Here is a 25,189-nt window from a genome sequence, read left to right as displayed (position 1 = left end):
TCGTGACTCGTGTTCTCCTGGAAAGAGGTTTTCCTGTGACGCTGGACGCGGATCGGGCGCGCATCGTCGCGCCCGAGAGGCTCGCCGAAAAGGCGACGGCGGTTTACCGGGCGGGCCCCGCGCCCGCCGTGCGCACGCTTTACGACATTTTCGCCGAAACGGTGCGCAACCACCCGGACGCGCTCGCACTGGACGACGGAACCGAGCGCGCGACGTACCGCGATTTCGCCGCACAGGTCGAAGAACTCGCCGGACGCCTCCGCGCCGCCGGGGTCATGCCGGGCGACCGCGTCGGCATCCGGATGACCTCCGGCACCGCGGCGCTGTACCGCAGCATTCTCGCCGTTCTTTCCACTGGCGCGGCTTATGTCCCGGTCGACGCCGACGATCCGGCCGACCGCGCCGAGACCGTGTGGACGGAAGCTCAGGTAAGCCTGGTCCTGACCGATGCGGGCGTGCCGGCGTCGCGTGGACCGCAGTGGCCGCGAGTGCGTCCGCAGCCGCAGGACGACGCGTGGATCATCTTCACCTCCGGCTCCACCGGAAAACCCAAGGGCGTCGCGGTCACGCATCGCGCGGCTGCGGCCTTTGTGGACGCTGAAGCCCGGCTGTTCTGCTCCGCACGGCCGCTCGGCCCGGGCGATCGCGTGCTGGCCGGGCTGAGTGTCGCGTTTGACGCGTCGTGCGAGGAAATGTGGCTGGCGTGGCGGCACGGCGCGTGCCTGGTCCCGGCGCCGCGTTCGCTCGTCCGCGCGGGTGCCGACCTCGGACCGTGGCTGGTCGAGCGGGGTGTCACGGTCGTGTCCACCGTGCCGACGCTCGCCGCGCTGTGGCCAGTGGACACTCTGGCCAGCGTCCGGTTGCTCATCCTCGGCGGCGAAGCGTGCCCGCCGGAGGTCGTGACGCGCTTCGACGACGGCAAACGGGAAATCTGGAACACTTACGGCCCAACGGAAACCACCGTCGTCGCGTGCGCGCAACGGCTGCGCGCGGGCGAACCGGTGCGGATCGGGCTGCCGCTCGACGGCTGGGAACTCGCGGTCGTCGACCCCGAGGACCCGGCGGGCATCCCGGTGCCGTGGGGTCGCAGCGGGGAACTGGTGATCGGCGGCGCCGGCCTCGCCCGGTACCTCGACGCGGCGAAGGACGCGCAGAAATTCGTGCCGCTGCCGGGGCTCGGCTGGAGCCGCGCGTACCGCAGCGGCGATCTGGTGCGCGCGGTGCCGGAGGGGCTGGAGTTCGTCGGCCGCGCGGACGGCCAGGTCAAGATCGGCGGACGACGCGTCGAGCTGGGTGAGATCGACGCCGCGCTGCGGGCGCTGCCCGGTGTCGCTGCCGCCGCGACGGTCGTGCAGCGCACGGACAGCGGCGCGCAGGTGCTGGTCGGCTACGTGGTGCCGGAGGGCGAGAGCCTCGATCGCGCCGCAGCGCGCAGCCTTCTGCGGGACCGGTTGCCCGCGGCGTTGGTGCCCCGGCTCGCGTTGGTCCCGGAGCTGCCGGTGCGCGCGTCGGGCAAGCTCGACCGCGACGCGTTGCCGTGGCCGCTGGAGGAACCGGCCGCCGCGCCGGTGGTGCCGTCCGATCCGAAGCTGGCTTGGCTGTTGCAGGTGTGGAGCGAACACCTCGGAACCACCGCCGGTCCGGACGACGACTTCTTCGACCTCGGCGGCTCGAGCGTGACTGCCGCGCGGCTCGTTTCCGTGCTGCGCGACAGGTATCCCAGCGCGGCAGTGTCCGATGTGTACTCCTCTCCGACTCCGCGGGAGCTGTACGAACGCCTCGCCGGAGCGCCGGTCGAAACCGTCGCGGCGGAGGAGCCGCAGGTCGCTCCGGTGCGCGGCAGCGGCTGGTGGCAGGCCGGGGTGCAGCTGGTTTTGCTGGCCCTGTCCGGAACGCGGTGGCTGCTTTCGGTGTCGCTGCTCGGCTCGCTGGTTTCGCTGGTGCTGCCGTTGCAGTGGCTGCCGCGGATGTCGTGGTGGATCCTCGTGCCCGCGTGGCTGGTGCTGCTGAGCCCGCCGGGCCGGATGCTGCTCGCCGCGGGCGGCGTGCGGGTATTGCGCGGAAAGCTCGCGCCGGGGGAGTACCGGCGCGGCGGCATTGTCCACATGCGACTGTGGACGGCGGAACGGTTCGCCGCGGTGGCCGGCCCGCCCGGAGTCGCCGGAACGCCGCTCGCCGCGCCGTATGCCCGGTTGCTCGGCAATCGGGTCGGCCGAGGTGCGGACCTGCATTCGCCGCCGCCGGTGAGCGGCCTCGCCGACTTCGGCGACGGCTGCGCGATCGAGCCCGAGGCGGACCTGGCCGGATGGTGGCTGGACGGCCCGGTGCTGCGGATCGGCCGCGTCCGGGTCGGAGCCGGTGCCCGCGTCGGTGGCCGCAGCACGCTGTTGCCCGGCACGGATCTCGGCACCGGGTCGGTGCTGCTGCCGGGCTCGACGCTCGACACCCGCGTACCGGACGGCGCGGTCTGGGGTGGCTCCCCGGCCGGCCCCTCGGGCGAACGTCCGGCGCGGCCGACCGTGGCGGCACCGCGGGCGAAACGGTACTCGCTGGCCTTCGCGCTCGGCGGCACGGTGCGATCGATGTTCATGCTGGTGTCCGCGATCCCGCTGATCGTGGTCGCACTGCTGCTGGTTCCGGCAGCGGACGATCCGCGCGGTGCCGCACTGGCGATCCTGCCGTGGACGCCGTTGCTCGTCCTCGCCGGAATCGTCGTGTACGCCTTGACGATCGTCCTGCTCGTGCGGCTGGCCAGCCTGGCCGTGCGACCGGGGGTTTATCCGGTGCTCAGCCGCGCGGGCTGGGCGGCCTGGTTCGTGCACGAACTGCTGGAAATCGCCCGGCGGCAGCTGTTCCCGCTCTACGCCGCGCTGGCGACGCCGGTCTGGATGCGACTGCTGGGCGCCCGAATCGGCCGCGGCGTCGAACTGTCCACTGTGCTCAGTCTGCCGTCACTGCTGCGAGTGCGGGACGGCGCGTTTCTGGCCGACGACGTCCTCGCCGCACCGTACGAACTGGACCGCGGCTGGGTGCGGCTGGGCGTCTCGGAAGTCGGGGAACGCGCGTTCGTCGGCAACTCCGCCGTCGTCGGCCCGGACCGGACGCTCGGTTCCGCGTCACTGGTCGGCGTCCTGTCCGACACCCCGGCAGACGTCCCCGACGGCACGTCCTGGCTCGGCCGCCCCGCGTTGGAGCTGCGCCGGACCGCGGACACCGTCGATCCCGCCCGCACCTTCGCACCGCCGCGCCGGTTGAAGCTGGCCCGCGCGTTGGTCGAATCCTGCCGGATCGCGCCGCTGCTGATCGCGGGCCTGCTCGGGCTCGCCGTGAGTGCGGTACTGACCGGAGTGGACATCGCGGACGGCTTCTGGATCGCCGCCGCCCTCGCGCCCGCGGTGTTCGTCTCGGCCGGTCTCTTCGCCGCGCTGCTGACGACGCTGATGAAATGGACGCTGGTCGGCCGGTTCCGGCCGGGACGGCATCCATTGTGGAGCGCGTTCGTGTGGCGGAACGAGCTGTACGACACGTTCGTCGAGACGCTCGCGGTGCCGTGGTTCGCCGGATCCTTCCTCGGCACGCCGGTGCTGAACTGGTGGCTGCGGACCCTCGGCGCTCGCATCGGCCGCGGCGTCTGGTGCGAGAGCTACTGGCTGCCGGAAACGGACCTCGTCCACCTCGGCGACAGCGCCGTGGTGAACCGCGGCTGCGTGCTGCAAACACACCTGTTCCACGACCGCGTCATGCGACTGGATCCGGTCCGCCTCGGTGCTGGAGCGACCCTCGGGCCGCGCGCGTTCCAGCTGCCGGGCAGCGGGGTTTCCGACGGCGCGACGGTCGGCTCGGGTTCGCTGGTGATGGCGGGGGAGACGGTCCCGGCGCGCACCCGGTGGCGGGGGGCTCCGGTCCGTCCCTGGCGGTGAGCCAACCACTAGCCTGGGCGGACCATGGACTACCGGAAACTGTTCGGCGAGATCCGCCGATACCCGGGGCTTCACGGGCTGGACGGCAGTTATCACGACTACTGCACGTTCCTGCTCGGCGTCGACACCGGCAACGGCGGGCAGCTGCTCACCGGCTTCCGGGAGTCGCTCGTCCCGCGCGTCGGCGACGGCGACAACCTCACCTGGCCTGCGCTGGTCCTGCACCTCGCCTTCCCGGACCGCACCGAGGGCTGGCGCGACGAAGCCGCCGGTGCGGGCCGGGACACCGCGAACGACCTGCTCTTCTCGCTGCTGGACGAGTTCTTCGAGAAGCAGGCTCAGCCCCGCGGGACAGCGGCCATCTTCGACGAGTACCTGACCTGGCTCAAAGCCCAGCCCTGGCATCGAGGGTGAAGCCGAACTGCCACCACTCAGCCAGACCCCTGCGGCCCGAGCTGCGTATGCGCCGCACCGGTGGAGAGCGCGTCATCGACTTCTTCTGCGGACAGCCCCGCCGCGGCAAGCACCTCCCGGGTATCCGCCCCCGGCGGCCGTGGCGATTCCGCGGCACACCCCGGCGTACGGCCGAGTTTCACCGGCACCCCGACCCCGCGATACCCGTCCCGTTCCACGACCATTTCCCGGTGCCGTACCTGCGGCGCGTTCATCGCCTCCGCGATATCGTGCACCGGCGAAGCCGGGACTCCCTTCGCCAGCAACAACTCCGTCAAGGAGTCCCGTTTGTACTGTCCAATCAGGACGCTCAGCTCAGCTCGCAGCTCGCCGACATTGCTGACCCGGTCGGCATTCGAAGCAAACCGCGGATCGGAAGCCAGCCCAGGCGCGCCGAGCACGTCGACCAACGCCGCGAACTGCCGGTCATTCCCCGCGCCCACAAAGAACAGCCCGTCCGCCGTCGAGAAAGTCTCGTAAGGCGCGATCGACGGATGTGCCGACCCAGTCCGCTGCGGCACCGCACCATCCGCGAGCCACGCCGCGGAATGCGGATGCAGCAAGCTGATCACCGTGTCCAGCAACGAACAATCCACCAGCTGCCCGAGCCCGGACCGCGCCCGCTCGTGCAGTGCCAGCAGGATCCCGGAAAACCCGAGCACCCCGGTCACCACGTCGACCACCGGCACGCCGATCCGCAACGGCGGCCCGTCGGCCTCGCCGTTCACGCTCATCAGCCCGCCATAGGCCTGCAACACCGCGTCGTACCCGGGCAGCCCGCCGAGCGGTCCGTCCGTGCCGAACCCGGTGATGCGGCAGTGGATCAGCGCCGGATACTCCGCCCGGATCGTCTCGTCCGGCCAGCCCCAGCGCGCGAGCGTGCCCGCCTTGAAGTTCTCCACCACCACGTCGGCGCCCGCGAGCAGGGTGCCGAGCAGCGAACGACCGTCCGGGCCGGACAGATCGAGCACGATGTTCTTCTTGCCCCGGTTGAGATTCGCGTAGTACGCGCTGGTCCCTTCGGACAGGAACGGCGGACCCCAGCCCCGTGTCTCGTCCCCGGCGGGCGATTCGACCTTGATCACCTCGGCCCCGTGGTCGGCCAGCATCTGCGTGCAGTACGGCCCGGCCAGCACCCGCGACAGGTCCAGCACCCGCAGCCCGTCGAGCGCGCCCATCAGTACGACCTCGGCAGCCCGAGCACGTGCTGGGACACGTAGTTCAGCACCATTTCCTGGCTGATCGGCGCGAGCCGCAGCAGCCGCGCCTCGCGGAAGTAGCGCTCGACGTGGTACTCCCGCGCGTAGCCCATCCCGCCGTGGGTCTGGATCGCCTGGTCGGCGGCCTGGAACCCGGCGTCCGCGCACAGCCATTTCGCCATGTTCGCCTCCTTGCCGGCGGGCAGACCGCGGTCGTAGCGCCAGGCTGCGTTGCGCGCCATCAGCTCCGCCGCGTCGAGCCTGGTCGCGGCCTCGGCCAGCGGGAACGCCAGCCCCTGGTTCTGCCCGATCGGACGGCCGAACACCTGCCGTTCCCCGGCGTAGCGAACCGCGCGGCGCAGGGCGGCGCGGCCGATGCCGAGCGCCTCGTGGGCGAGCAGGATGCGTTCCGGGTTGAGCCCGTCGAGCAGGTACCGGAACCCCTTGCCCTCCTCGCCGACGCGCGCCGATTCCGGCACCCGCAGCCCGTCGATCAGCACCTCGTAGGAGGACACCGCGTTGCGGCCGAGCTTGGGGATCGCGCGCAGCTGCACCGCGTCGGACTCGATGTCCACGACGAACAGGGACATGCCGTCGGTCGGCTTCTCCACCTCCTCGCGCGGCGTGGTGCGGGCGATCAGCACCATCTTCTGCGACTGGCCCGCCTTGGTGATCCAGACCTTCCGGCCGTGCACCACGTAGGAATCGCCGTCGCGGCGGGCGAAGGTGGAGATGCGCGTGGTGTCGGTGCCCGCGTCCGGTTCGGTCACGCCGAAGCAGACGTGCAGCGAACCGTCGACCGCGCCGGGCAGGATCTCCCGGCGCATTTCCTCGCTGCCGTGCTTGACGATCGTGTTCAGCCCGAAGATCGTCAGGTGCATCGTGCTGCACCCGTTCATCCCGGCTCCGGACGCGGCCACTTCCTCCAGCAGCAGTGCGGCTTCGAGGATGCCGAGCCCGCCGCCGCCGTACTGCTCCGGGATCGCCATGCCGAGCCAGCCCGCGGAGGCGAACGCGTCGTAGAACTCGCGCGGGAACTCGGCCCGTTCGTCGCGTTCGGCCCAGTACTCGTCGGGGAACCGGGCGGCCAGCTCGCGCACGGCGCGCCGGATGTCCTCCTGGTCTTGGCTCAGCTGGAAGTCCACAGTGCTGCTCTCCATCGTGCGTATATGAGAACGCTAAGTTCGGATATACGTCCAACGTAAGGCGGCGCGCGGCTCGGGTCAAGCGCCGTTCCGGGCGGGCGGCGCGATAAGGTTCGTATCTACGAACGCAGGGGAGGCTGTCATGACCGAGTCGAGCGCCAAGGCGCACCGGACGGTCGGCCGCGTCACCAGCATCCTCGAGTGCGTCGCGCGGCAGCCGGGGATGCGGCTGCACGAGCTGTCGGTCGCTCTCGACGCGCCCAAATCCTCGGTGTTCGGCCTGGTCAAAGGCTTGGTGTCGACCGGCTACCTGGTCGAGGCCGACGGCGCCTACCGGCTCGGCCCGGCGCTGGGGAACCTGCTCACCGGCGGCCTGCCCGGCATCGCGACCGCGGCCCGGCCCGCCCTGGAGGAGCTCCGCCGCCGGTTCGGCGAGACCGTGATGCTCGGCGCCGAAGTCGGGGATTCGCTGATCTACGTGGACGCGGTCGAGTCCGAGCAGCCGATCCGCTACTCGGCACCGCTGCGCACGCGGCGGCCGCTGTATCCGCCGAGCGCGGGCAAGATCGTCCTCGCGTACTGGTCGGCGCGCCGACGCGAGGCGTACCTGAAGTCAGTGCTCCCGGATGCCGAGCGCGTGCGGGCCGCGATGGACGAACTCGACACCGTCCGCGCCGAGGGCGTCGCGCTCAACCGCGGCGAAACCCTGCCCGACGTGAGCGCGGCGGCGCGGCCGATCCTGGTCGACGGAGAGGTCGTCGCGGCGATCGCGGTCGCGGGGCCGACCACGCGGATTTCCGGCCGTCTGCCGGAGATCGGCGACGCGCTCGCCGGTATCACCGCAGCGGTCGTGAAGCGCTGGGAAGCCGCCCGCCAGGGCTGACTCACCGTGTGCGTGTTGGGCGCGGCTAGAACCGTGATCAACACGCACGACCCCCGATTCATCCCCTTGACCGCCGCCCCTGCGGCCTCTTAGCATCCGGATATACGCATCAAGCGTTCCCAAATACGCACGCAACGGCGCGCGCCGGCTGGCTTCCGCTCGCCTGTGCCCCAGTTCCGGAGAGCAGGACCATGCCCAGTGTTGTGGACGACAGCGTCGGAACGACCCGGAAAGCCCCGCGCGGAGTCGGGGTCGCGGTGGTCGTCGGCTCCGCGCTCGAGTGGTTCGATTTCTATCTCTACGCGTCGATGGCCGCGCTGGTGTTCGGCCACGTGTTCTTCCCGCCCGGCAACGACGCCGCCGCGACGATGGCCTCGGTCGCGACCTTCGCGGTCGGATTCCTGGCCCGTCCGATCGGCGGCATCGTGTTCGGTGCGCTCGGCGACCGGATCGGGCGCAAGAAAGTGCTGTCGTGGACCTTCGTGCTGATGGGCGTTTCCTCGGCAGGCATTGGATTATTGCCCAGTTACGCGAGCGCCGGGCTTCTCGCGCCGGTGCTGCTCGTGGTGCTGCGGCTGCTGCAAGGACTCGGCGCCGGGGGCGGAATTCGGCGGCGCGATCGCAGTCGCCTACGAGCACGCTGATCCGCGCAAACGCGGGCGGCAAGGTTCGTGGCCCGCGCTGGGCGTGAACGTCGGGTTGCTCGTCTCCTCCCTGGCCGTCGCCGGTCTGACCACTTTGGACAAGGAGTTCCTGCACGGGTTCGGCTGGCGGATCCCGTTCCTGGCCAGCTTCCTGCTCGTCGGCGTCGGACTGTGGGTGCGCCGCCGGGTGCCGGAAACTCCGGAGTTCGAGAACCTGGTGCGCAGCAAGAAAAACCGGCCGCGCGGCTGGGCGAACCGGCCGTTGGTGAAGCTGTTCCGCAGCGACTGGCGCGCGCTCGCGGTGGTCATGGTGATCACCATCGGCTACAACGGCGTCAGCTACGTGTTCAAGACGTTCTCGCTCGCCTACCTGACGAATTTCCGTGGTGTGCCGGCGAATATCGGCGCGTTGGGGATCAGCATCGCGAGCGCGACGGCGATCGTGACGGTGCCGATCGCCGGGTGGATCAGCGACCGGATCGGGGCGAAGAAGGTCGTGGTCGCGGGCGGGGTCGCGACGGGATTGCTGGCGTTTCCGTTCTTCTGGCTGCTCGACACCGGAAGCAGCTGGTTCATCTGGCTCGGCCTCGTGCTGGCGACCGGCATCGTGGTCCCGGCGATGCTGTCGGCGCAAGGAGCGTTCCTGGCCAAGCAGTTCCCGGCCGAGGTCCGCTCGACCGGGCTGGGCACCGGCCGCGAGGTCGGGGGAGCGGTGTCCGGCGGGCTGGCGCCGCTGGCCGCGCTGGCGATCGTGGAAGCCTCCGCGACGCACGCGACCTGGGGTGTCTCGCTGCTGTTCATCGCGGGCGCGTTGTGCATCGGCCTCGGCGCGCTCGCCGATCAGAGCCGCAGCAAACTCAACTGAGCCGCGGCCATCGGGTGCGGGTCTTGGGCAGTTCCGGACCGTAGACGGCTTCGGCGACTGAGCGTTTAAGGTTCGCGCAGTGGTGCAGTACGTGTGCCGGGAAACCGTTGCCGGAAGGGCGTTCCGGTGGTTTCTCGGCACCGGCTGGGACGAGTGTCCATCCGGAGCCGAGTTCGATGAGGCTTTGGTGTTTCGTGGTGTAGTACTCCGGCGAAACGTCGACTGCCACGCCGGTCGCGCCCGCCGCGGCGGCGACCAGATGCAGATGGAATCGGCTGGAGATCCAGGTCTGGCCGGGCGCGAGCGGGAGACCGCGGTGCCACACGTCGCGGAACGGGTGGAACTCCGCACCGGGCAGTTCGTGTTCCAGCAACGCGAAAACCTCGCGGTCGACGCGAGGAATCCCTTCCACCACAGCGAGTTCGCCCGGCGGCAGCCGCCACTCGCGCACCAGGCCGAGCACCTGCGCGGCGAGCGCCGACGGTCGCTCGGTGCCGATGTCCGACTGCATGCACAGGACGAACTCGCGCGTGGTGGGCGTCGTCGGCGGTTGCGGCGCAAGGAAAGCGTCGTCGCAGGACCGCTCGACACCCGCGACGCCGTGCAGGAGTTCGGCGGACGGATCGTCGCGGACGTCCACGACGTCGAAACGCTCGGCAAGCGCGCGCAACAATACAGCCGCGCCGGGCGGGAAGGGGACGAAACCCTGTCCGGTCATCGCCGAACGGGCTCCGGAACGCTGCGCGGCCGCGGCGGCCCCGGCGACCAGTCCCAGGTGCCGGGGCCACAGCGCGTTGACGTAACCGCCGCCGATCAGATGCACGACGTCGAGCTTGCCGAGCAGTTCGATCCCCGCGTCCCAGCGCGGCGCGCGACCGGGGTCGTGCACCGCGGACCGCACCCAGGACGCGACTTCCCACGGATCGTCCGACGGCGCTTCGCCGCACAGCCGCCACAAGGTGTCCGTGCAGCGCAAACGCGGATGCAGGTCGCCGAACAAATGCTGTGCGGGACCCGGCGAATGCGTGTCGAGCCAGACTTCCGCGTCCGGCTCGGTGCGGGCCAAGCGGCGGATCCAAGCCGTGGCGATCAGTTCGTCGCCGAAGTTCGGATAGCCGCTCGGCCCGACCAGGTAATGCCGGCGGGGGGACGGGGCAGGAGTCACGAAGCGACGCTGAGCTGCGTGTCCAACGCCTGGTCGCCCTGTGCCTTCTCGCTTCCGCTCGGCTCGGCCTGGATGCGGTCCTTGGCCACGCCGTCGCCCTCGAGCGCGGTCGAGATCGCCTGCGCGCGCTCCTCGGACAGCTTCTTGGCCTTGTCCGCGTCCGGGTAGCCGGCGTGGGTCTCGACCTTCAGCTTGACATCGTTGCCCTGCATGGCTTTCGCGATCGCGGCGAGGCCTTCCTTGGCCTTGGCGGTCAATTCCGCCTTCTCCGGCTCGAACTTGATCGGCGAGGCCTGCGAGGCCTGCTGGATCGCGGCGGTGACCGCCTGCGCGGCCGGGCCGCCGGCGTTCTGCCCGGGGGCTCCGTTCTGGCCGGACGCGCCGTTCTGCCCGGCGTCGCCGGACTGGTTGGCTCCGCTGGGCTGTGCGGCTCCGCTGGACTGGGCGGTGTTCTGCCCGGACGCTCCGGATCCGGACGAGTCGTTCGATCCGCCCGACCCGCACGCGCTGACCAGCGCGACGACGGCTGCGGCCCCGACGACCGCCTTGACGAGTGCCCTCTGCATGAGAATTGCGCTCCTTCGGCTGGGTTCGCCGGGATCTGAACACGGGGCCAGGACAGCGGCAACCGGGACGCACCCGGCGAACGCGCCAAGCCACCGCGCGGTTTCGCCCCGTCAGCAGGGCAGGGGCGGCGGCTCGCGGCCTCGCCCGCGGAAACTGACATCCACCCGGGTGAGGGACCCGGGAAGTCCACAAAGGACAGTAAGATCGCGACGCGCGGGGCAGCTGTATAACGCCCTATTCAGCGCGCCTTGGGGCAATTTGTCCGGCTGTGCCGACGGCGAACCGGAGGCGCGTTCCGGTCCGGGCAAGGGGCGAAAGTCCCCGGGGTGCGCCGCGGATTCCCGGGGTGCATCTCAGGGTGTTCCCCGATGCCGGGCAGTCACGGCCGCCAGCATGCTGATCGATGTGACCCTCATAACGCGGAAGGCCAAGGCGGCGGCGCCCGCGATCCCTGCCGGCGCGTTGGCTTTCTCGCTGGTGCCGATTCTCCTGTTGCACCTGGTGGCGGCGAGCACGATCGACCCGGTCCGCGACGTCATCAGCGATTACGTCTTCCCGCCAGGGGGAGCGGTGCTGCTGGCGGCGGCCTCGCTCGGGCTGGCCGGTGCGTCGTTGCTGGTCCGGCACGCGTTGCTCAAGCAGGGGTTGCCGAAGCGCAGTCCGGAATCGGTGCTGATCGCGTTGTGGGCGGCCGGATTGGTCGTCGCGACGTTCTTCCCGACCGATCCGACCGGCGTGGAGACGTCGTTTTCCGGTGCGGTGCACCGGTATGCCGGCGCGGCGATGTTCGTGTGCCTGCCGCTGGCGGGATGGTTGCTGGCACGCCGCCGGCCGGAAGCGACGGCGGTGCGCTGGCTTTCGCTGGCCTCCGGTGCCGCTTCGCTCGCCTTTCTGCTGGCCCACGCGCCGTTGCTGGAGCAGTCCGTACCCGAATTTCTGGGGTTGTTCGAGCGCGTGCTGTACGCCCTGCTCTACGCACAGCTTTTCGCGGTCGCCGCGACGGCCCGGACCGAGGTGGACTCATGACGATCCTCGCCATCGCGCTCGCCGTGCTCGGTGCCGTTTTCTTTTCCGCTGGCGCACTTCTGCAGCACGGTGTGGTCACCGGGCTGCCCGGCCGCCCGCGGATCGGGGAGCTGATCCGCGCGCCGCGCTGGCTCGGCGGGCTGGCCCTGCTCGGTTCGGGCGCGGGCGTGCACGCGGTCGCGCTGGGGATGGCTCCGCTGACCGTCGTGCAGCCGGTCGGGGTCATCGCCGTCGCGATCACCGCGATTCTCGACCGGCGGCGGCGGGATTTGCCCGCGGTCGCGGTCACCATGCTCGGCGTCGGGACGTTCGTGACCGTCGCCGCGGGCAGCACCACGAGCACCGAGGTCGGCGCCGACGCGCAAACGCGGGCGGCGTTGCTGGTGCTGGGGGGCGTGGCGCTGCTGACGCTGATCGGCGCGATCGTCTCGCGGCCGTCGGTCCGCGGACTGTGTTTCGGCGCGGCCGGCGGCGCCGCCTACGGCTTCGTTTCGGTGCTGATGCGCGCGGTTTCCCTCGAAATCCGCGAGGGGACCGTCGAATTCGGCACCGCGGTGTCCGTCGCCGCGATGGTGACGGCGTTGCTGGTCGGCGGCTGGCTCGTGCAGTTGTCCTACCGATGCGGTCCGCCGCACCTCGCCGTCGCGTGCCTGACCGTCGTGGATCCGCTGGTCGCAGTGGGTCTCGGCGCCGGGGTGCTCGGCGAAGCCACCCACCTCGACACCGCGGCGACCGCGGTCGCGCTCACCGCGGCGGTGCTGGCGGTCGGCGGCGTCGCCGTTCTGAGCCGCGGCAGTTCTTCTTCTGTCCATTCCACCAGATCGGAGCACCCAGTGAACGACGACCTGCCTTTGCGCATCGTGGTCGCCGCCGAGACCTATCCTCCGGACGTCAACGGCGCGGCGCAGTTCGCGTACCGGCTGTCCACCGGTCTCGCCGGCCGCGGCCACGAGGTCCACGTGATCAGCGTCGACCCGGAGGGCCCGGCGCGCACCGAAAGGGACGGCGACGTCGTGGTGCACCGGGTCCGGTCGCACCGCACCCCGTTCCACCGCACCTTCCGGATCGGCCTGCCCTGGGAGGTGAGCAAGGACGTGGCTGCGCTGCTGGAGGAGTTGCAGCCCGACCTCGTGCACGTCCAGGCGCATTTCGTGGTCGGAAGGTACGTGCTGAAGCACGCCGCCGCGATGGGCATTCCCGGGGTGGCGACGAACCACTTCATGCCGGAAAACCTGTTCGGCCACGTGCGAGTGCCGACGTGGCTGCGCGGCGCGGCTTCGCGGTGGGCGTGGCGTGACTTGACGCGCGTGTTCTCGACAGCCCGCGTGGTTACCGCCCCGACCCCGCGTGCAGTGGAACTGTTGCACGACAACGGTTTCCCGGAGCGAGCGATCCCGGTGTCATGCGGCATCGACATCGACCGCTACCGGTTGCGCACGGTTTCGCGGACAGCCGACGATCCGACGGTGTTGTTCGTCGGACGGCTCGACGAAGAGAAGCGTGTCGACGAGCTGTTGCGCGCGGTCGCGCTCGTGCCTGGCCTGCGTGCGGAGATCGTCGGCGACGGTTCTTGCCGCGCGGACTGGGAAAAGCTGACTGGCGAACTCGGGATCGCCGACCGGGTGCGGTTCCGCGGTTTTGTGTCCGAAGAGGACTTGCTGGACGCCTACGCGGCCGCGGATCTCTTCTGCATGCCGGGCGTCGCCGAACTGCAGAGCCTCGCGACGATGGAGGCGATGGCGGCGGGGAAGCCGGTGGTGGTCGCGGACGCGATGGCGCTGCCGCACCTGTGCCGTCCGGGCTACAACGGCTGGCTGTTCGAACCGGGCAACGTGGGGGAGCTGGCCGAGCGGCTGCACGCGGTGGTCGCCGACCCGGCGACGCTGGCGCGGATGGGGGCGGCGAGCGGCAAGATGATCGCCGGGCACGCGCTGGAGTCCACTTTGGATTCGTTCGAGGCGTGCTACGCGGAGGCGATGGGCCGGGTCGCGGCAGTGCCCGCGGCTGCCTGAGACTTCTGGGGGAACGGGGGGATGGCCGGGTTCGCCGGACTAAGGGGAGGGATCCGGCGAACCCGGCCGGGCTCAGGCCAGGGTGATGGCGTAGAGCTGGACGCGCGGGTCGTTCGGCAGGCTCACCGACTGGACAGTCTTGGCACTGTCCACTGTGGAGGCGATGCCGAACAGCCGCACCGGCGGGCCGTCGACCCCGCTGCCCGCCTTGATCCGGTGCGGCATGTCGAGCACGACGGTCGTGCCGGACGGCGTCGAACCGGCCCAGTCGCCGAACGTCACCGGGAGATCCGCGCTGGATCCGTCGCTGTAGTGCACGGTCAGCGAAGTGGACACCGGACCGTTGTGCGACGAGCCGATCAGCTGCACCGCCTGGTGCTTCCCGGCGGGCAGCAGCAGTGATTGCCCGCGTGCTTCCACGAAGTTCGCCGCGGTGCCAGTGGGATCGGCCGCCGCGTAGGTGACTCCATTGTGGACGAAGGTTCCGGCTCGCGGCATCAGGTCAGCGTCGTAACTCCAGCCGCTGCCGTCGAAGTTGCCCTCGGTGGACGCCGCGACGGTCGCGGTTCCGTCGTGATTGCGGTCGTGGCCGAGATCGACCGCGCACTGGGTCCCGGACGTCGACGCGCACACCGTCGGTTCCCGGACCTCGATGCTCGCGGTGCGGGTGACGGTATTCGCGCCCGGTCCGGATGCCTTGAGCTGCACCGAATACGTGCCGACTGGCGTGTTCGCCGGAACGGTCACCGTGACCGGTGCGGTCTTCTGCGTCGGCAGCCGGAAAGACCACAGCAACTGCAACCGGTCGGTCTGCACTCGCCAGCCGGACGGTGCCGACGAGGTCACGAAGACCGGCTGTGCTCCGGGGTTCTGGCCGAGCACGTCCAGGTTCAAGTGGACAGTCTGCGCTGAAGATTGCTGAGGCAGCACTACCGAACTCGGCCGCAGCGTCGCGTCCACGTGCCGACGCAGATCCCCGGCGGATTTGTTGACCGACGGCGGTTCCGTGCCCGGCTGCGTGCCCCAGCGGGACGGCGTCGAGCCGACCTGATAGGCGAGGTTGCCGCCGTGCGCGACCGCGGACCAGTCGAGCCAGGTCTGCCGGACGTCCCGCCCGTTGAGCGAAACGCTTTGCACGTAACGGTTCGCGTCGCTCGCGCCCGGCGCGGTGACGGTGAGCGTGCCGCCTTGCTTGTTCTCGTACTGTCCGATCCGGACGGTCGCCGATTCGAACTGCGGACTGGACACCGCGAGGAAGTTCGCGCCGCTCATCGTCGGGTAGAGGCCGAGCGAGGAGAAGACGTACCAGGCGGACATCGTGCCAAGGTCGTCGTTGCCGGTCATGCCGTCCGGTCCGGTGGTGAACAGCGTCATCGCCGCGCGGACGACGGTCGCGGTCTTCGCCGGCGCGCCGACCCAGTTGTACATGTACGGGGAAAGCAGGTCGGGCTCATTGTTGGGGTTGTAGGTGGCCTTGGCGTAGTAGTCGTACGGGCTGGCGATCCAGTCCTTGCGCGCGGTGCCCGCCGGGTCCTTGAGCAGGTTGTCGTAGGCGAAGAAGGAGTCGAGCCGCTTTTCGGTCGCCTGCTTGCCGCCCATCAGGTCGGCGAGCCCGGCCGGATCCTGCGGGACCAGCCATTGGTACTGGTAGGCGCCGCCTTCGTGGAACTGGTGGTCGGCGTCGACCGGGTTGTACGGCGTGAGCCAGGTGCCGTCGGTGGTGCGCGGCCGGAACTGCTTGTCCGCGGCGTTCCAGACGTTGCGGTACCACTGGCCGCGGTCGGCGAACATGCGCGCGTCGGCCTGGTGGCCCAGACCCTTGGCCATCAACGCGAGCGCGGCGTCGGCGGCGGAGTACTCCATGGTCGCCGACGTCGGATGCTCGCAGTCGTTGTCGCCGCCCTTGGCCGCGCAGTCCTTGCCGAGGGTGAGGCCGCTCGGGATGTAGCCGCGGTCGTTGTAGAAATTGACGCCGGAACGCCCGTTGTACGGCGAATCGGCGGGCGGCGTGCTGGTCGCGTTCTTTTTGAGCAGTGCGTACGCCTCGTCCTCGTGCCCGGCCAGCAGGCCCTTCGACCAGGCTTCGACAAGGAACGGCGTCACGGGGTCGCCGGTCATGATGTTGGTTTCGCTGCCCGCCAGCGCCCATCTCGGCAGCCAGCCGCCGTCGTGGCCGATCGCCAGCACGGACAGCGCGACGTCGCGCGCCACCTGCGGTTCCAGCATTTCGAGCAGCTGGTTCTGCGGGCGATAAGTGTCCCAGAGGGAGAAGTTCTGGTACGGCGTGTAGCCGTTGGCGTGATGGACCTTGCCGTCGAAACCGGCGTAGTCGCCGCTGATGTCGCCAGCGAGGTTCGGGTGCAGTTGCGCGTGATACAGCGAGGTGTAGAAAGCGCTCTGCCGTTCGGTGCTACCGCCGCTGATCTTGATCGCGCCGAGCCGGTCCGCCCACTGCTTGCGCAATGCGGCGCGGGTGGCGTCGAAGTCGTAGCTGTCGCTGGTTTCCTTCGCGAGGTTGTCCCGCGCGCCGGCGAGACCGGTGTAGGAGAGCCCGACCTTCAGGACGACATCGTGGTCAGCGGTGGCGTCGAAGCTGACCCACGCGCCATTGCCGCCGGTGCCCGCGGCGTCGCGGCTGCCCGCGGTGCGGGTGGTGCCGCGCCAGGTGCCGTAGGAGGCGAAAGGACGGTCGAACGTGGCGGTGAAGTAGACAGTGTGCTCGTCGTGCCCGGCGCAGAAGCCGCCCGCGCGCACGCGACCCTCGAGGGTCCGGTCGCCGACGACGTGGATCTCGGAATCCTTCACCGACTGGTTCGCCTGGCCGGTGTTGAACAGCACGTTCGCCTGGCCGGTCGACGGGAAGGTGTAGCGCTGCCAGCCGGTGCGCGGGGTGGCGGTGAGCTCGGCGTTGACGCCGTACTTCTTCAGCCCGACGCGGTAGTAGCCGGGTTCGGCCTTCTCGTCGTCGTGGCTGTACTCGGATTTGTAGGCGTTCTTGTCCACGGAATCGACGGCGCCCGTGGTCGGCATGACCGGCAGCTCGCCCATCACGCCGCAGCCGACGCCGGAGAGGTGGGTTTGGCTGAAGCCGTAGATCGAGTTCTGCTGGTAGTCGTACCCGCCTTGGCCGCCGGTGTCGGGGCTGACCTGGACCATGCCGAAGGGCGCGCTGGCTCCGGGGAAGGTGTTGCCGAAGTTCTGCGTGCCGACGAACGGATTGACGAGCGACACCGGATCCGCCGTCGCCGCGCCGGCGGTGGCGGCCGTGCCGGACAGCAGCCCGGCGACCACGAAGCCCGCCGCCGCGACCGCGGTCACCCGTCTCTTCTGCGACCACATGGACGCGCTACCTCCAGGGCTGACAACGTTGTCATCATGCGAACCGGTGCGGAGACGACCGGCTGGTGAGCAGCTTGTCATCCTGGAGGGGGTTTGAGAAGGCCGACAACCGGACAGCTTCCGCTCCCCGCAGGGTTCGTGAGGGCCACCCTCACGGCTTTGCTCCCGCCGGTGTTCGTGAGGGCCGCCCTGACGGCTTGCGCTCCCGCCGGTGTTCGTGAGGGGCCCCTTCACGGCTTCCGTTCCCGCCGGTGTTCGTGAGGGCCGCCCTGACGGCTTGCGCTCCCGCCGGTGTTCGTGAGAGCCGCCCGGACAACTTCCGCTCCCCGCCGGTGTTCGTGAGGGGAACCCTCACGGAATCAGATTCCCGGAGGGTGGCCCTCACGGACGTTCGCCGGGCCTGGCCGCCGCGAACCCCGGCGGGCCCAGCCGCCACGAACGCTCGCCGGTCCCGGCTGCCGCGAACCCTGCCGGGCCTGCCCGCCGCGAACGTTCAGCGAGCCTGGCCGCCGCGAACCCCGCCGGGCCCAGCCGTCACGAAGGTTCCCCGGGTCGCCCGCCGCAGGAGAACTCCGTCAATCACCGCTCGATGCGGTCGACTCCGGCAGCCGCAGCACCGCCCGCGCCCCGCCGTCCGGCAGGTTCCCGAACTCCAGCTCCGCCCCCAGCACCCGCGCCTGCGCGACCGCGATCGTCAACCCCAGCCCGTGCCCGCCGCCCCGGGAGTCCTCGCCGGTCCGGAACCGCGCGGGTCCCTCGCGAAGCAGCACCTCCGGATACCCGGGCCCGCGGTCGCTGACCACCACGCACCGGCCCGTCACCTCGACCGTCACCGGCGGGGCCCCGTGCTTGGCCGCGTTCGACAGCAGGTTCGCCAGGATCCGCTCCAGCCGCCGGGGATCCGTCCGCACCCGGACCGCGGCCGGGGCCACCGCGTCCGGCACCCGCCGCCGGACGAACTCCGCCAGATCGAGTTCCGCCAGCTCCGCCCGCTCGGCGGCGGTGTCCAATCGAGCCACCTCGAGCACGTCCTCCACCAGCGACCGCAGCGCGGCGACCCGGTCGCGGACCAGCTCCGCCGGGCGCCCGGGCGGCAGCAGTTCGGCCGCGGTCACCAAGCCGGTCACCGGAGTCCGCAGCTCGTGCGCGATGTCCGCGGTGACCCGTTGCTCCGCGGCCAGCCGTGCCTGCAACGCGTCCGCCATCGCGTCCACCGCCTGCGCGAGATCGGCGGCTTCGTCGCGCGGGCGCGGGCCGATCGCGTCGCGCACCCGGGCCGGAGCGCCGTTCGCGACGTCCCGGGCAGCGTCGGCGGCCCGCCGCAGCCGACGCGCCATCCCGGCGCCGAGCACGACGCCCAGCAGCGCCCCGGCGACGGTCACCACCGCCGAACCCGCCATCAGTTCCCGGTCCAAAGTGGCCAGTGCCTGCGTTTGCGCCGCGTAGCTGACCCGTACCGAGACGACGTGCCCGCCGGTTTCGGCGGCTGCCCACAGAACCGGTCCGTCCAAATAGGTCGCTCGGTTGCCGCCGCGCACCGCGTCGCGCAGGGGGGCGGGCAGGGCCGGATCGTCGAGCTGCCCGTCGACACCGGGATTGCGCAGCAGCAGCTGGATCCATTCGTCCTGCGCGTGCCGCGCCTGGTCGGCTTGCGTGCGCGCGAATTGCTGGTGCACCAACAAACTCAGCGTCAGCGCGACGGCGGCCGACACGAGGGTCACCGCCGCGGTCAGCCGCCACCGAAGTGTGGCCGGGAAGAGTTTCACGGCTCGGAGCGGAGCTTGTATCCGAAGCCCCGCACGGTCTGCAGCCGCTCTTGGCCGATCTTCACCCGCAGCCGCTGCACGTGGACGTCGACCACGCGCGTGTCGCCGCCCCACGCGTAATCCCACACGCTCGCCAGGAGCGTGTCCCGACTGAGCACAGTGCCGGGCGATTCGGCGAAGCGCAGCAGCAGCCGCAGTTCGGTCGGGGTCAGGTCCACCGGCTGCCCGGATCGGCGGACGTCCAGCCCGGCGCGGTCGATTTCGAGGTCGCCGAAGCGGACGAACGCGTCCTCCTCGGGCCCGGACCAGCCGCTTCGCCGCAGCACCGCCTGGATCCGCGCGATCAGCACCGAGGTGTCGAACGGTTTGGTGACGTAGTCGTCGGCACCGGCTTCGAGCCCGAGCACGACGTCGACCGAATCGTCGCGGGCGGAGACCATCAGCACCGGCACCCGGCTTTCCTCGCGGATGCGGCGGCACAGGCTGACGCCGTTGAGCCCGGGCAGCATCACGTCGAGCAACGCCACGTCCGGCGGCTGCGCGCGGAACTGTTCGAGCCCGGCGAGCCCGTCCGCGGCCGTCGACACCCTGAATCCGGCGCGTTCGAGGGCGAGCTGCGTCGCCTCCCGGATCACGTCGTCGTCCTCGACGAGCAGTACCTGCGTCATGTCCCCTCTCACTCCGGCGAGAAACGGTTGCCGGTCCAGCGGTAGCGGGCGACCCCGTTGTTCGGCCCGGTCGCCGACATCGTCGCCAGCTGTCCGTCGAGCACGGTCAGCATCGCGCCGGAGTTCTCCAGCTTGAACAGCTGTTTCCCGTTGACGGTGTAGACATAGCCGCCGAGGTACGCGCTGACCGGCACGCCGGTCGCGCCGCTGCTGCCGGTGCCGGGAGCGCCGACCGCGCCGCACGGATACACGTTCACCACGACGTCGACCTCGCCGGTCAGCTCGTGATAGGCGGTGCTGACCGGATACGACCCGGCGATGGGACCGTGCGGACACGGTCGCAGCGCTGCCTTCGTCCTCGCGCTGACCGTGGGGTCCGCGCGCAGCAGGGCGACCGCGTCCACGCTCGGGCCGTGCGGGTTGTTCGCCGGCGCCGGGGCGGCCGCTGCCGGCGGAGCGGGGCCGGCGACGCGCACACCGTCCACACCGGAGCAAGCGGTGAGCGACAGCACCGCAACCGCCGCGACCGCTGTCCTCCGCATGCCTTGCACAGTAGCCATTTTGCCGTCCGCGCGCCGCTCGGGAAGCGCTGTTACCAGACCGATGGGTTTCCTCCGGGCCACCGCAACGCGATTCCCGGCGGCCGGTGATCCGCCGTTCCTACCTTGGCCGGGTACTGGCACGAGAGAGGAGTCCGATGAGGACGGAAACGGTGCGGGACCCGGCGGAGACCCGGGTGCCGAAGGGACGGCTGCTGGGCGTGGACGCGGTGCGCGCGCTGGCGATCGTCGGGGTGTTCATCGAGCATTTCTTCGCCAGCGGCTGGCTGCACGGCGGCCCGCTCGACCAGACTCCCGGGTTCCTGACGTGGCTGAACGTGCAGACGTCGTCGCGGGCGATGAGCCTCTTCGTGCTGCTGTTCGGGCTGTCCGCGGCGTTGATGACCGGCGGCGCGGCCCCGTACGCCGGGAACGAACGGTGGCGCGCCCGCGGCAGGCTCGCGATCCGGGCGGTGGTGCTGTTCGTGCTCAGCCTGGCGATCGACGAGTACGGCATGTCGATGATCGAGTACTACGCCGTGCTCCTGCTCCTCCTGCTGCCGCTGACCCGGCTGCGCGCGCGGACGTTGTTCGTTCTCTCCGGAATCGCCGTTCCGGCGGTGACGCTTTACGCGTTCTGGGTGTTCGATTCCCATTCCGATTGGCTGCGCTCCGGTGCTGAGACCGCGAGCGGCCTCGCGATCTTCGCCCATCCCGAGCAGTGGGGCGAGTTCTTCAAGGGAATGGTGCTGTTCGGCGGCGGTTTCCAGGTCGCGTACGGCCTGCCGCTGGCGTTGGCGGGAATGGCGATCGGCCGCCTCGACCTGCGCGCGCACCAGGTACGGATCCGCTTGCTGTACACCGGTTTCGTGCTCGCCACCGCGTCGATCCTGGGTTCGTGGATCGCGACCTACCCGCTGGGCGGAGCCGACGCGATCGCGACGACCCCGCCGCCCGGAATGCCGTGGCAGGTGCTCCTGGCGATGCCGACCGACGGTTCGCTGTACGCCACCAGCCCGCTCGGCATCGTGCTCATGATCGGCGTCGCGATGGTGCTGCTCGGCGGCCTGCTGATCGCCTTGGACCGCCCGCTGGGCCGCCGCGCCCTGTGGCCGCTCGCCGCGGCCGGCGGGATGGCTTTCACCTGGTACGCGGCGCATTTCGCGGTGTTGAAGCTGGTGCCGAAGCCGTACTCTTTCGTGTTCCTGGCGACGGTGGTCGCGGTGATGCTGGCCGCCTCCGTGGCGTGGCGGCATTGGCGGCGGCGGGGTCCGCTGGAGTGGCTGGTGCACCGCGCGACGTTGCTCGTGCCGTGAGGTTCAGCGTGCGCGGGGTCCGGCGGTTTCGCGGATCCCGCGCAGCACGGTGACGAGGGTGATGACGGCGGCGAGCATGATGTAAAAGGCCGGGGAGAGCTTGTACCCGGTGGCGGCGACGAGCCAGGTCGCGATGTACGGCGCGGTGCCGCCGAACAGCGAAACCGCGATGTTGTACGGAATCGCGATCGCGCCGGAGCGGATGCGCGGCGGGAACAGCTCGGCCATCGCCGCCCCCGCGGCTCCGTCGTAAGCCGCGATCAGCAGGCCCAGCACCACCATCCCGACGACGGCGAGCACCGGATTTCCCAGCGACATCAGCAAAAGCGCGGGCCAGGTCAGCACGACGAACCCGACGATTAGCGGGCAGCCATCGACAGTTCCCGTCGGCGGGTGGCCAGCAAAGTGCACCCGACCGCCGCCGCATAACCGAGCGCGGCCACCGTCAGCGGGACGCTCAGTGACATCGTCGAGCCCGCCGTGAGCAGCGTGCCCAGCACCGCGGTGCCCAGCGCGCCACCGGTCTGCCGCGCCGTGTTCAACACCCCGCTCGCCAGCCCGGTGTGCTCCTCGGGCGGCGTCGACATCGCTACCGACGTCATCGCGGGCATCGCGATCGAGCAGCAGCACAGCACCACGCCGCCGACCAGCACCAGCGGCAGGGAATCGGCCGCGGCCAGCAGGATCGCGCCGAGTCCGGCCAGGCTGAACCCGGTCAGCATCGGGACGCGGGCGCCGAAGCGGGCGGTGAGCCGTCCGCTCGCGGTGGCTCCGATGCCGATCGCGACGGTGAGCGGGAGCGTCAGCATGCCGGTCGCGAACGCGGACTGGTGCAGCGGCCCCTGCAGATACAGCGACAGGCACAGCAGGGCGCCGTACAGACAGAAATTGAAGAGCAGCCCGGCGGTGCTCGCCGCGGAGAACGGGCGGGACGCGAAGATCGCCAGCGGCAGCATCGGATCGCGACGGCGCCGCTCGGCCAGGACGAACGCGATGCCGGTCAGCACCCCGGCGGCGATCAGCGGGAGTGCCCAGCTGGAGCGGCCGACCTGGATCAGCCCGCCGGCGAGCGCGGACAGGGCGACGGTGCCGAGGACGAGTCCGTACGGATCGAGGCGGCGCTCCCTCGGCGGCGATTCGACGACATACTTGCAGGTCAGCACGATGGCGAGGGCGGCGAACGGGACGTTGACCCAGAAAATCGCCCGCCAGTCGGCCAGCGCGATCAGCACGCCGCCCGCCACCGGGCCGGTCGCGAGCCCGATGGCCGCGATGCCGCCCCACAGGCCGAGCGCGTGCGCCCGGGCCCGCGGTTCCGGGAACTGCCGCACGATCAGCGCGAGCGAACACGGCAGCAACGCGGCCGCGCCGACGCCCTGCAGCGTCCGCGCGACGATCAGCACCGGCAGGGTCGGGGCCAGCGAACACAGGGCGGACCCGACGCCGAACACGACGGTCCCCGCCACGCAGACCCGTCGCGCACCGTAACGGTCGCCGAGCGAACCCGCGGTGAGCATGCCCGCGGCCAGCGCGATGGTGTAGCTGGCGATCACCCATTGTTCACCGCCCAGCCCGCCGCCGAGATCGCGCCGGATCGCTTCGACGGCGACGTTCACCACGGTCGCGTCGAGCTGGACGATGAAAAACGGGAGGCACAGCGCGATCAGCGCCAGCCGTTGCCTGCGGGTGGAGGTCGTTGCGGTCACCGGGCAATCGTGCCGCGGGGACCGTTCGGTGCGGGCCGAAGTTTCCGCGTTCGACCGTCTACTTAGGACTCGTGCACCCGGGTGAAGTCCGGCTTGCGGCGTTCGCGGTGCGAGGCGAGGCCTTCGCGGACCTCGGGACCGGCGAAACCGTAGAACTCCAGTGCCAGCGAGGAGTCGAAGATCGCGCCCGCGAGCTGCCGGTACCAGAGGTTGAGGCTCTGCTTGGTCCAGCGGATCGCGTTCGGCGCGCCGTTGGCCAGCTCATGCGCGATCTCCCGCGCGGTCGGCAGCAGCCCGTCCTCTTCTTCGACACAGAGCGACACGAGCCCGATCCGCTCCGCCTCGGCACCGGTCATCGGACGGCAGGTCATCAGGTAGTACTTGGCCTTCGCCATCCCGCACAGCAGCGGCCAGCACACCGCCGCGTGGTCGCCCGCCGCGACGCCGAGCCGCGTGTGGCCGTCGATGATCTTGGCGTTGGCGGCGACCACCGAGATGTCCGACAGCAACCCGGCGACCAGGCCCGCGCCGACGGCCGGGCCGTGGATCGCGGAGACGGTCGGCTTGGAGCAGTCGATGACGTTGTAGACCAGGTCCCGCGCTTCGCGCATGGTGCGCGACCGGGCCTCGAAGTCGTTCGCCAGCTTCTCGACCAGGTCGAATGATCCGCCCGCGGAGAACCCCTTGCCCTCGCCGCGCAGCAGGACGGCCTTCACCGCCGGATCGCGGTCGAACTCGCGCCAGATGTCGGCGAGTTCGCCGTGCGCGGCATCGCTGACCGCGTTGAGGTGCGGCGCGTCCAGGACGAGTTCGATGACGCCGTCCTCGTCCGGCCCGTCGACCCGCAGGTTCTCGAACTGCGCATAGCGGCTCATTCAGCTTCCCTCCGTCGTCCGGAACACCTGCGCCACCATGCCATCGGTGCGGACGCCGCCGCCAGATCAGGCGCCTTCCTCGTCCAGTTCGACGGCGAGGCTGGTGCTCGGGCCGGACGGGCCGAGCAGGTCGAGCGCGACCGAACGGGTGCTGGGGCTGACCCGCAGTTGCGCGGGCTGGCCGCAGAACAGCGGCGCCTGGTTGCGGTGGCTGATCCGGCGGACCCGCGAGGCAGGGGAGTCGAGGCGCAGCACCTCGGCCAGCGCGAGCGACATCAGCGGCCCGTGCACGACCAGGCCGGGATAGCCCTCGACCCGGGTCGCGTACGGCCAGTCGTAGTGGATGCGGTGTGCGTTCGCGGTGGCCGCGGAAAACCGCATGAGCAGCGTCGGATCGGTGACGAATTCCCAGGTTTGCCCGTCGGTCCGGCGAAACGGCGACCCCGCCGGTTCCAATGCGGCGGCGGTTTCCGGCACCGAGGGCGAAGAGGACGGCCCGACTTCGCGGTGGAGCATGTCCTGGCGCTCCTCGACGTACGGCGTTCCGTCCATTCCGGACAGTTCCGTGCGCACCTGGACGATCACCAATTTCCCGGATCGGCCGGATTTTTCGGTGACAGAGTCCACAATGGAGCGTCGGCGCACTGTCTCGCCGACCTTCGGCGTCCGGTGGACGACGACCTCGCCGCCGGCGAACATGCGCCGCGGCAGGTCCACCGGCGGCAGGAAATCGTCGCGCACAGGATGACCGTCGAGGCCGATCCGCGACGACACCGGCCAGCGCGGGAGCGCGACCCAATGCCACAGCGGCGGCAGCTCGTCGCCTTCGCGCGGCGCGGGGAGTCCGTTGTCGAACAGCGCGGCCAACGCGGCGACCGGACCGGGTTCGACGACTTCTTCGGTGGTGCGGTCGTACGGTTCCCAGGCTTCCGGTTCGGACATGGGTTCCTCGGATCCTGTCTCGGGCGGGGCCGTCGGCTGAACACGTTATCAGGAATGCCGCGGGCAACCCGCTCGAACAGCAGGGACGAGGAGGCGTCGAGCAGAAGGGCTTATGTAATACTTTATCCGGAAGACGTTCGCCGGAGGGGGAGGCTGAGG

At 70.5% G+C, this 25,189-nt stretch carries 20 protein-coding genes; 8 read left to right on the top strand and 12 right to left on the bottom strand.

All coding sequences use genetic code 11. The annotated features are described in order from the left end of the window. The first annotated feature begins 35 nt into the window (after nucleotides 1–35). Together PUT80_RS10645 and PUT80_RS10640 are read left to right on the top strand one after the other, a co-directional pair. Nucleotides 36–3,920, top strand: a complete 3,885-nt coding sequence (locus PUT80_RS10645) for a Pls/PosA family non-ribosomal peptide synthetase (protein ID WP_275291786.1) — start codon at nucleotides 36–38, stop codon at nucleotides 3,918–3,920. Between the two features lie 24 nt (nucleotides 3,921–3,944). Beyond that, nucleotides 3,945–4,334 carry a hypothetical protein gene (locus PUT80_RS10640; protein ID WP_275291785.1) on the top strand — a complete coding sequence of 130 codons (390 nt, stop codon included), beginning with the start codon at nucleotides 3,945–3,947 and terminating at the stop codon, nucleotides 4,332–4,334. A 17-nt stretch (nucleotides 4,335–4,351) separates the two neighbouring features. Here PUT80_RS10640 and PUT80_RS10635 read toward each other — a convergent pair whose 3' ends face one another. Further along, a complete protein-coding gene (locus PUT80_RS10635) occupies nucleotides 4,352–5,551 on the bottom strand; it encodes a CoA transferase (protein WP_275291784.1) in 1,200 nt (399 codons plus the stop codon). Further along, nucleotides 5,551–6,732 (bottom strand): acyl-CoA dehydrogenase family protein, encoded by a 1,182-nt coding sequence (locus PUT80_RS10630; RefSeq protein WP_238607106.1) that lies wholly within the window; start codon nucleotides 6,730–6,732, stop codon nucleotides 5,551–5,553. Before PUT80_RS10630 ends, PUT80_RS10635 begins: the two co-directional genes overlap by 1 nt. Nucleotides 6,733–6,859: 127 nt before the next feature. Here PUT80_RS10630 and PUT80_RS10625 point away from each other — a divergent pair, with 127 nt between their 5' ends. The 3 genes from PUT80_RS10625 to PUT80_RS10615 all read left to right on the top strand — a co-directional run bounded on the left by PUT80_RS10625 (nucleotide 6,860) and on the right by PUT80_RS10615 (nucleotide 9,109). Then, entirely contained in the window at nucleotides 6,860–7,600 is a 741-nt protein-coding gene (locus tag PUT80_RS10625; RefSeq protein WP_037819757.1) for an IclR family transcriptional regulator, read from the top strand. Nucleotides 7,601–7,791: 191 nt separating this feature from the next. Then, nucleotides 7,792–8,244 (top strand): MFS transporter, encoded by a 453-nt coding sequence (locus tag PUT80_RS10620; RefSeq protein ID WP_275291783.1) that lies wholly within the window; start codon nucleotides 7,792–7,794, stop codon nucleotides 8,242–8,244. Continuing rightward, nucleotides 8,219–9,109: an MFS transporter gene (locus PUT80_RS10615; protein ID WP_275291857.1), complete on the top strand. Its 891-nt coding sequence runs from the start codon at nucleotides 8,219–8,221 to the stop codon at nucleotides 9,107–9,109. Before PUT80_RS10620 ends, PUT80_RS10615 begins: the two co-directional genes overlap by 26 nt. Here PUT80_RS10615 and PUT80_RS10610 read toward each other — a convergent pair. Both PUT80_RS10610 and PUT80_RS10605 read right to left on the bottom strand, forming a co-directional pair. Then, a complete protein-coding gene (locus PUT80_RS10610; RefSeq protein WP_275291782.1) occupies nucleotides 9,102–10,274 on the bottom strand; it encodes a polysaccharide pyruvyl transferase family protein in 1,173 nt (390 codons plus the stop codon). The genes PUT80_RS10615 and PUT80_RS10610 overlap by 8 nt on opposite strands. Next, the gene (locus tag PUT80_RS10605; protein WP_037819754.1) at nucleotides 10,271–10,840 is read right to left on the bottom strand and encodes an OmpA family protein; all 570 of its coding nucleotides are present in this window, start codon (nucleotides 10,838–10,840) and stop codon (nucleotides 10,271–10,273) included. Before PUT80_RS10605 ends, PUT80_RS10610 begins: the two co-directional genes overlap by 4 nt. Before the next feature lie 406 nt (nucleotides 10,841–11,246). On the opposite strand from PUT80_RS10605, the gene PUT80_RS10600 reads away from it, so the two are divergent. Next, a complete protein-coding gene (locus PUT80_RS10600; protein WP_275291781.1) occupies nucleotides 11,247–11,867 on the top strand; it encodes a DUF998 domain-containing protein in 621 nt (206 codons plus the stop codon). After that, entirely contained in the window at nucleotides 11,864–13,879 is a 2,016-nt protein-coding gene (locus PUT80_RS10595) for a glycosyltransferase (protein ID WP_275291780.1), read from the top strand. Before PUT80_RS10600 ends, PUT80_RS10595 begins: the two co-directional genes overlap by 4 nt. A 72-nt stretch (nucleotides 13,880–13,951) precedes the next feature. Here the strand turns inward: PUT80_RS10595 and PUT80_RS10590 are convergent, their stop codons facing one another. The 4 genes from PUT80_RS10590 to PUT80_RS10575 form a co-directional block, all read right to left on the bottom strand. Further along, nucleotides 13,952–17,218 carry a GH92 family glycosyl hydrolase gene (locus PUT80_RS10590; protein WP_343076876.1) on the bottom strand — a complete coding sequence of 1,089 codons (3,267 nt, stop codon included), beginning with the start codon at nucleotides 17,216–17,218 and terminating at the stop codon, nucleotides 13,952–13,954. A gap of 575 nt (nucleotides 17,219–17,793) precedes the next feature. After that, the gene (locus PUT80_RS10585; protein ID WP_275291778.1) at nucleotides 17,794–18,984 is read right to left on the bottom strand and encodes an ATP-binding protein; all 1,191 of its coding nucleotides are present in this window, start codon (nucleotides 18,982–18,984) and stop codon (nucleotides 17,794–17,796) included. Beyond that, a complete protein-coding gene (gene cseB, locus PUT80_RS10580) occupies nucleotides 18,981–19,652 on the bottom strand; it encodes a two-component system response regulator CseB (RefSeq protein ID WP_275291777.1) in 672 nt (223 codons plus the stop codon). Before cseB ends, PUT80_RS10585 begins: the two co-directional genes overlap by 4 nt. A gap of 8 nt (nucleotides 19,653–19,660) precedes the next feature. Next, nucleotides 19,661–20,194, bottom strand: a complete 534-nt coding sequence (locus PUT80_RS10575; RefSeq protein ID WP_275291776.1) for a hypothetical protein — start codon at nucleotides 20,192–20,194, stop codon at nucleotides 19,661–19,663. A gap of 155 nt (nucleotides 20,195–20,349) precedes the next feature. Here PUT80_RS10575 and PUT80_RS10570 point away from each other — a divergent pair, with 155 nt between their 5' ends. Further along, nucleotides 20,350–21,507: a DUF418 domain-containing protein gene (locus PUT80_RS10570; RefSeq protein WP_275291775.1), complete on the top strand. Its 1,158-nt coding sequence runs from the start codon at nucleotides 20,350–20,352 to the stop codon at nucleotides 21,505–21,507. A 3-nt stretch (nucleotides 21,508–21,510) separates the two neighbouring features. Here the strand turns inward: PUT80_RS10570 and PUT80_RS10565 are convergent, their stop codons facing one another. The 4 genes from PUT80_RS10565 to PUT80_RS10550 form a co-directional block, all read right to left on the bottom strand. After that, nucleotides 21,511–21,852 carry a hypothetical protein gene (locus tag PUT80_RS10565; protein ID WP_275291774.1) on the bottom strand — a complete coding sequence of 114 codons (342 nt, stop codon included), beginning with the start codon at nucleotides 21,850–21,852 and terminating at the stop codon, nucleotides 21,511–21,513. A gap of 14 nt (nucleotides 21,853–21,866) precedes the next feature. Then, nucleotides 21,867–23,213, bottom strand: a complete 1,347-nt coding sequence (locus PUT80_RS10560; protein ID WP_037819739.1) for an MFS transporter — start codon at nucleotides 23,211–23,213, stop codon at nucleotides 21,867–21,869. A gap of 62 nt (nucleotides 23,214–23,275) precedes the next feature. After that, nucleotides 23,276–24,088, bottom strand: a complete 813-nt coding sequence (locus PUT80_RS10555; RefSeq protein ID WP_134666631.1) for an enoyl-CoA hydratase/isomerase family protein — start codon at nucleotides 24,086–24,088, stop codon at nucleotides 23,276–23,278. A gap of 66 nt (nucleotides 24,089–24,154) precedes the next feature. Next, nucleotides 24,155–25,030 carry a MaoC family dehydratase N-terminal domain-containing protein gene (locus PUT80_RS10550; RefSeq protein ID WP_134666633.1) on the bottom strand — a complete coding sequence of 292 codons (876 nt, stop codon included), beginning with the start codon at nucleotides 25,028–25,030 and terminating at the stop codon, nucleotides 24,155–24,157. Between the last annotated feature and the right edge of the window lie 159 nt (nucleotides 25,031–25,189).

The sequence above is a fragment of the Amycolatopsis sp. La24 genome (assembly GCF_029087445.1).
Lineage (GTDB): Bacteria > Actinomycetota > Actinomycetes > Mycobacteriales > Pseudonocardiaceae > Amycolatopsis > Amycolatopsis nivea.
This window is presented reverse-complemented; position numbering and strand designations above follow the sequence as displayed.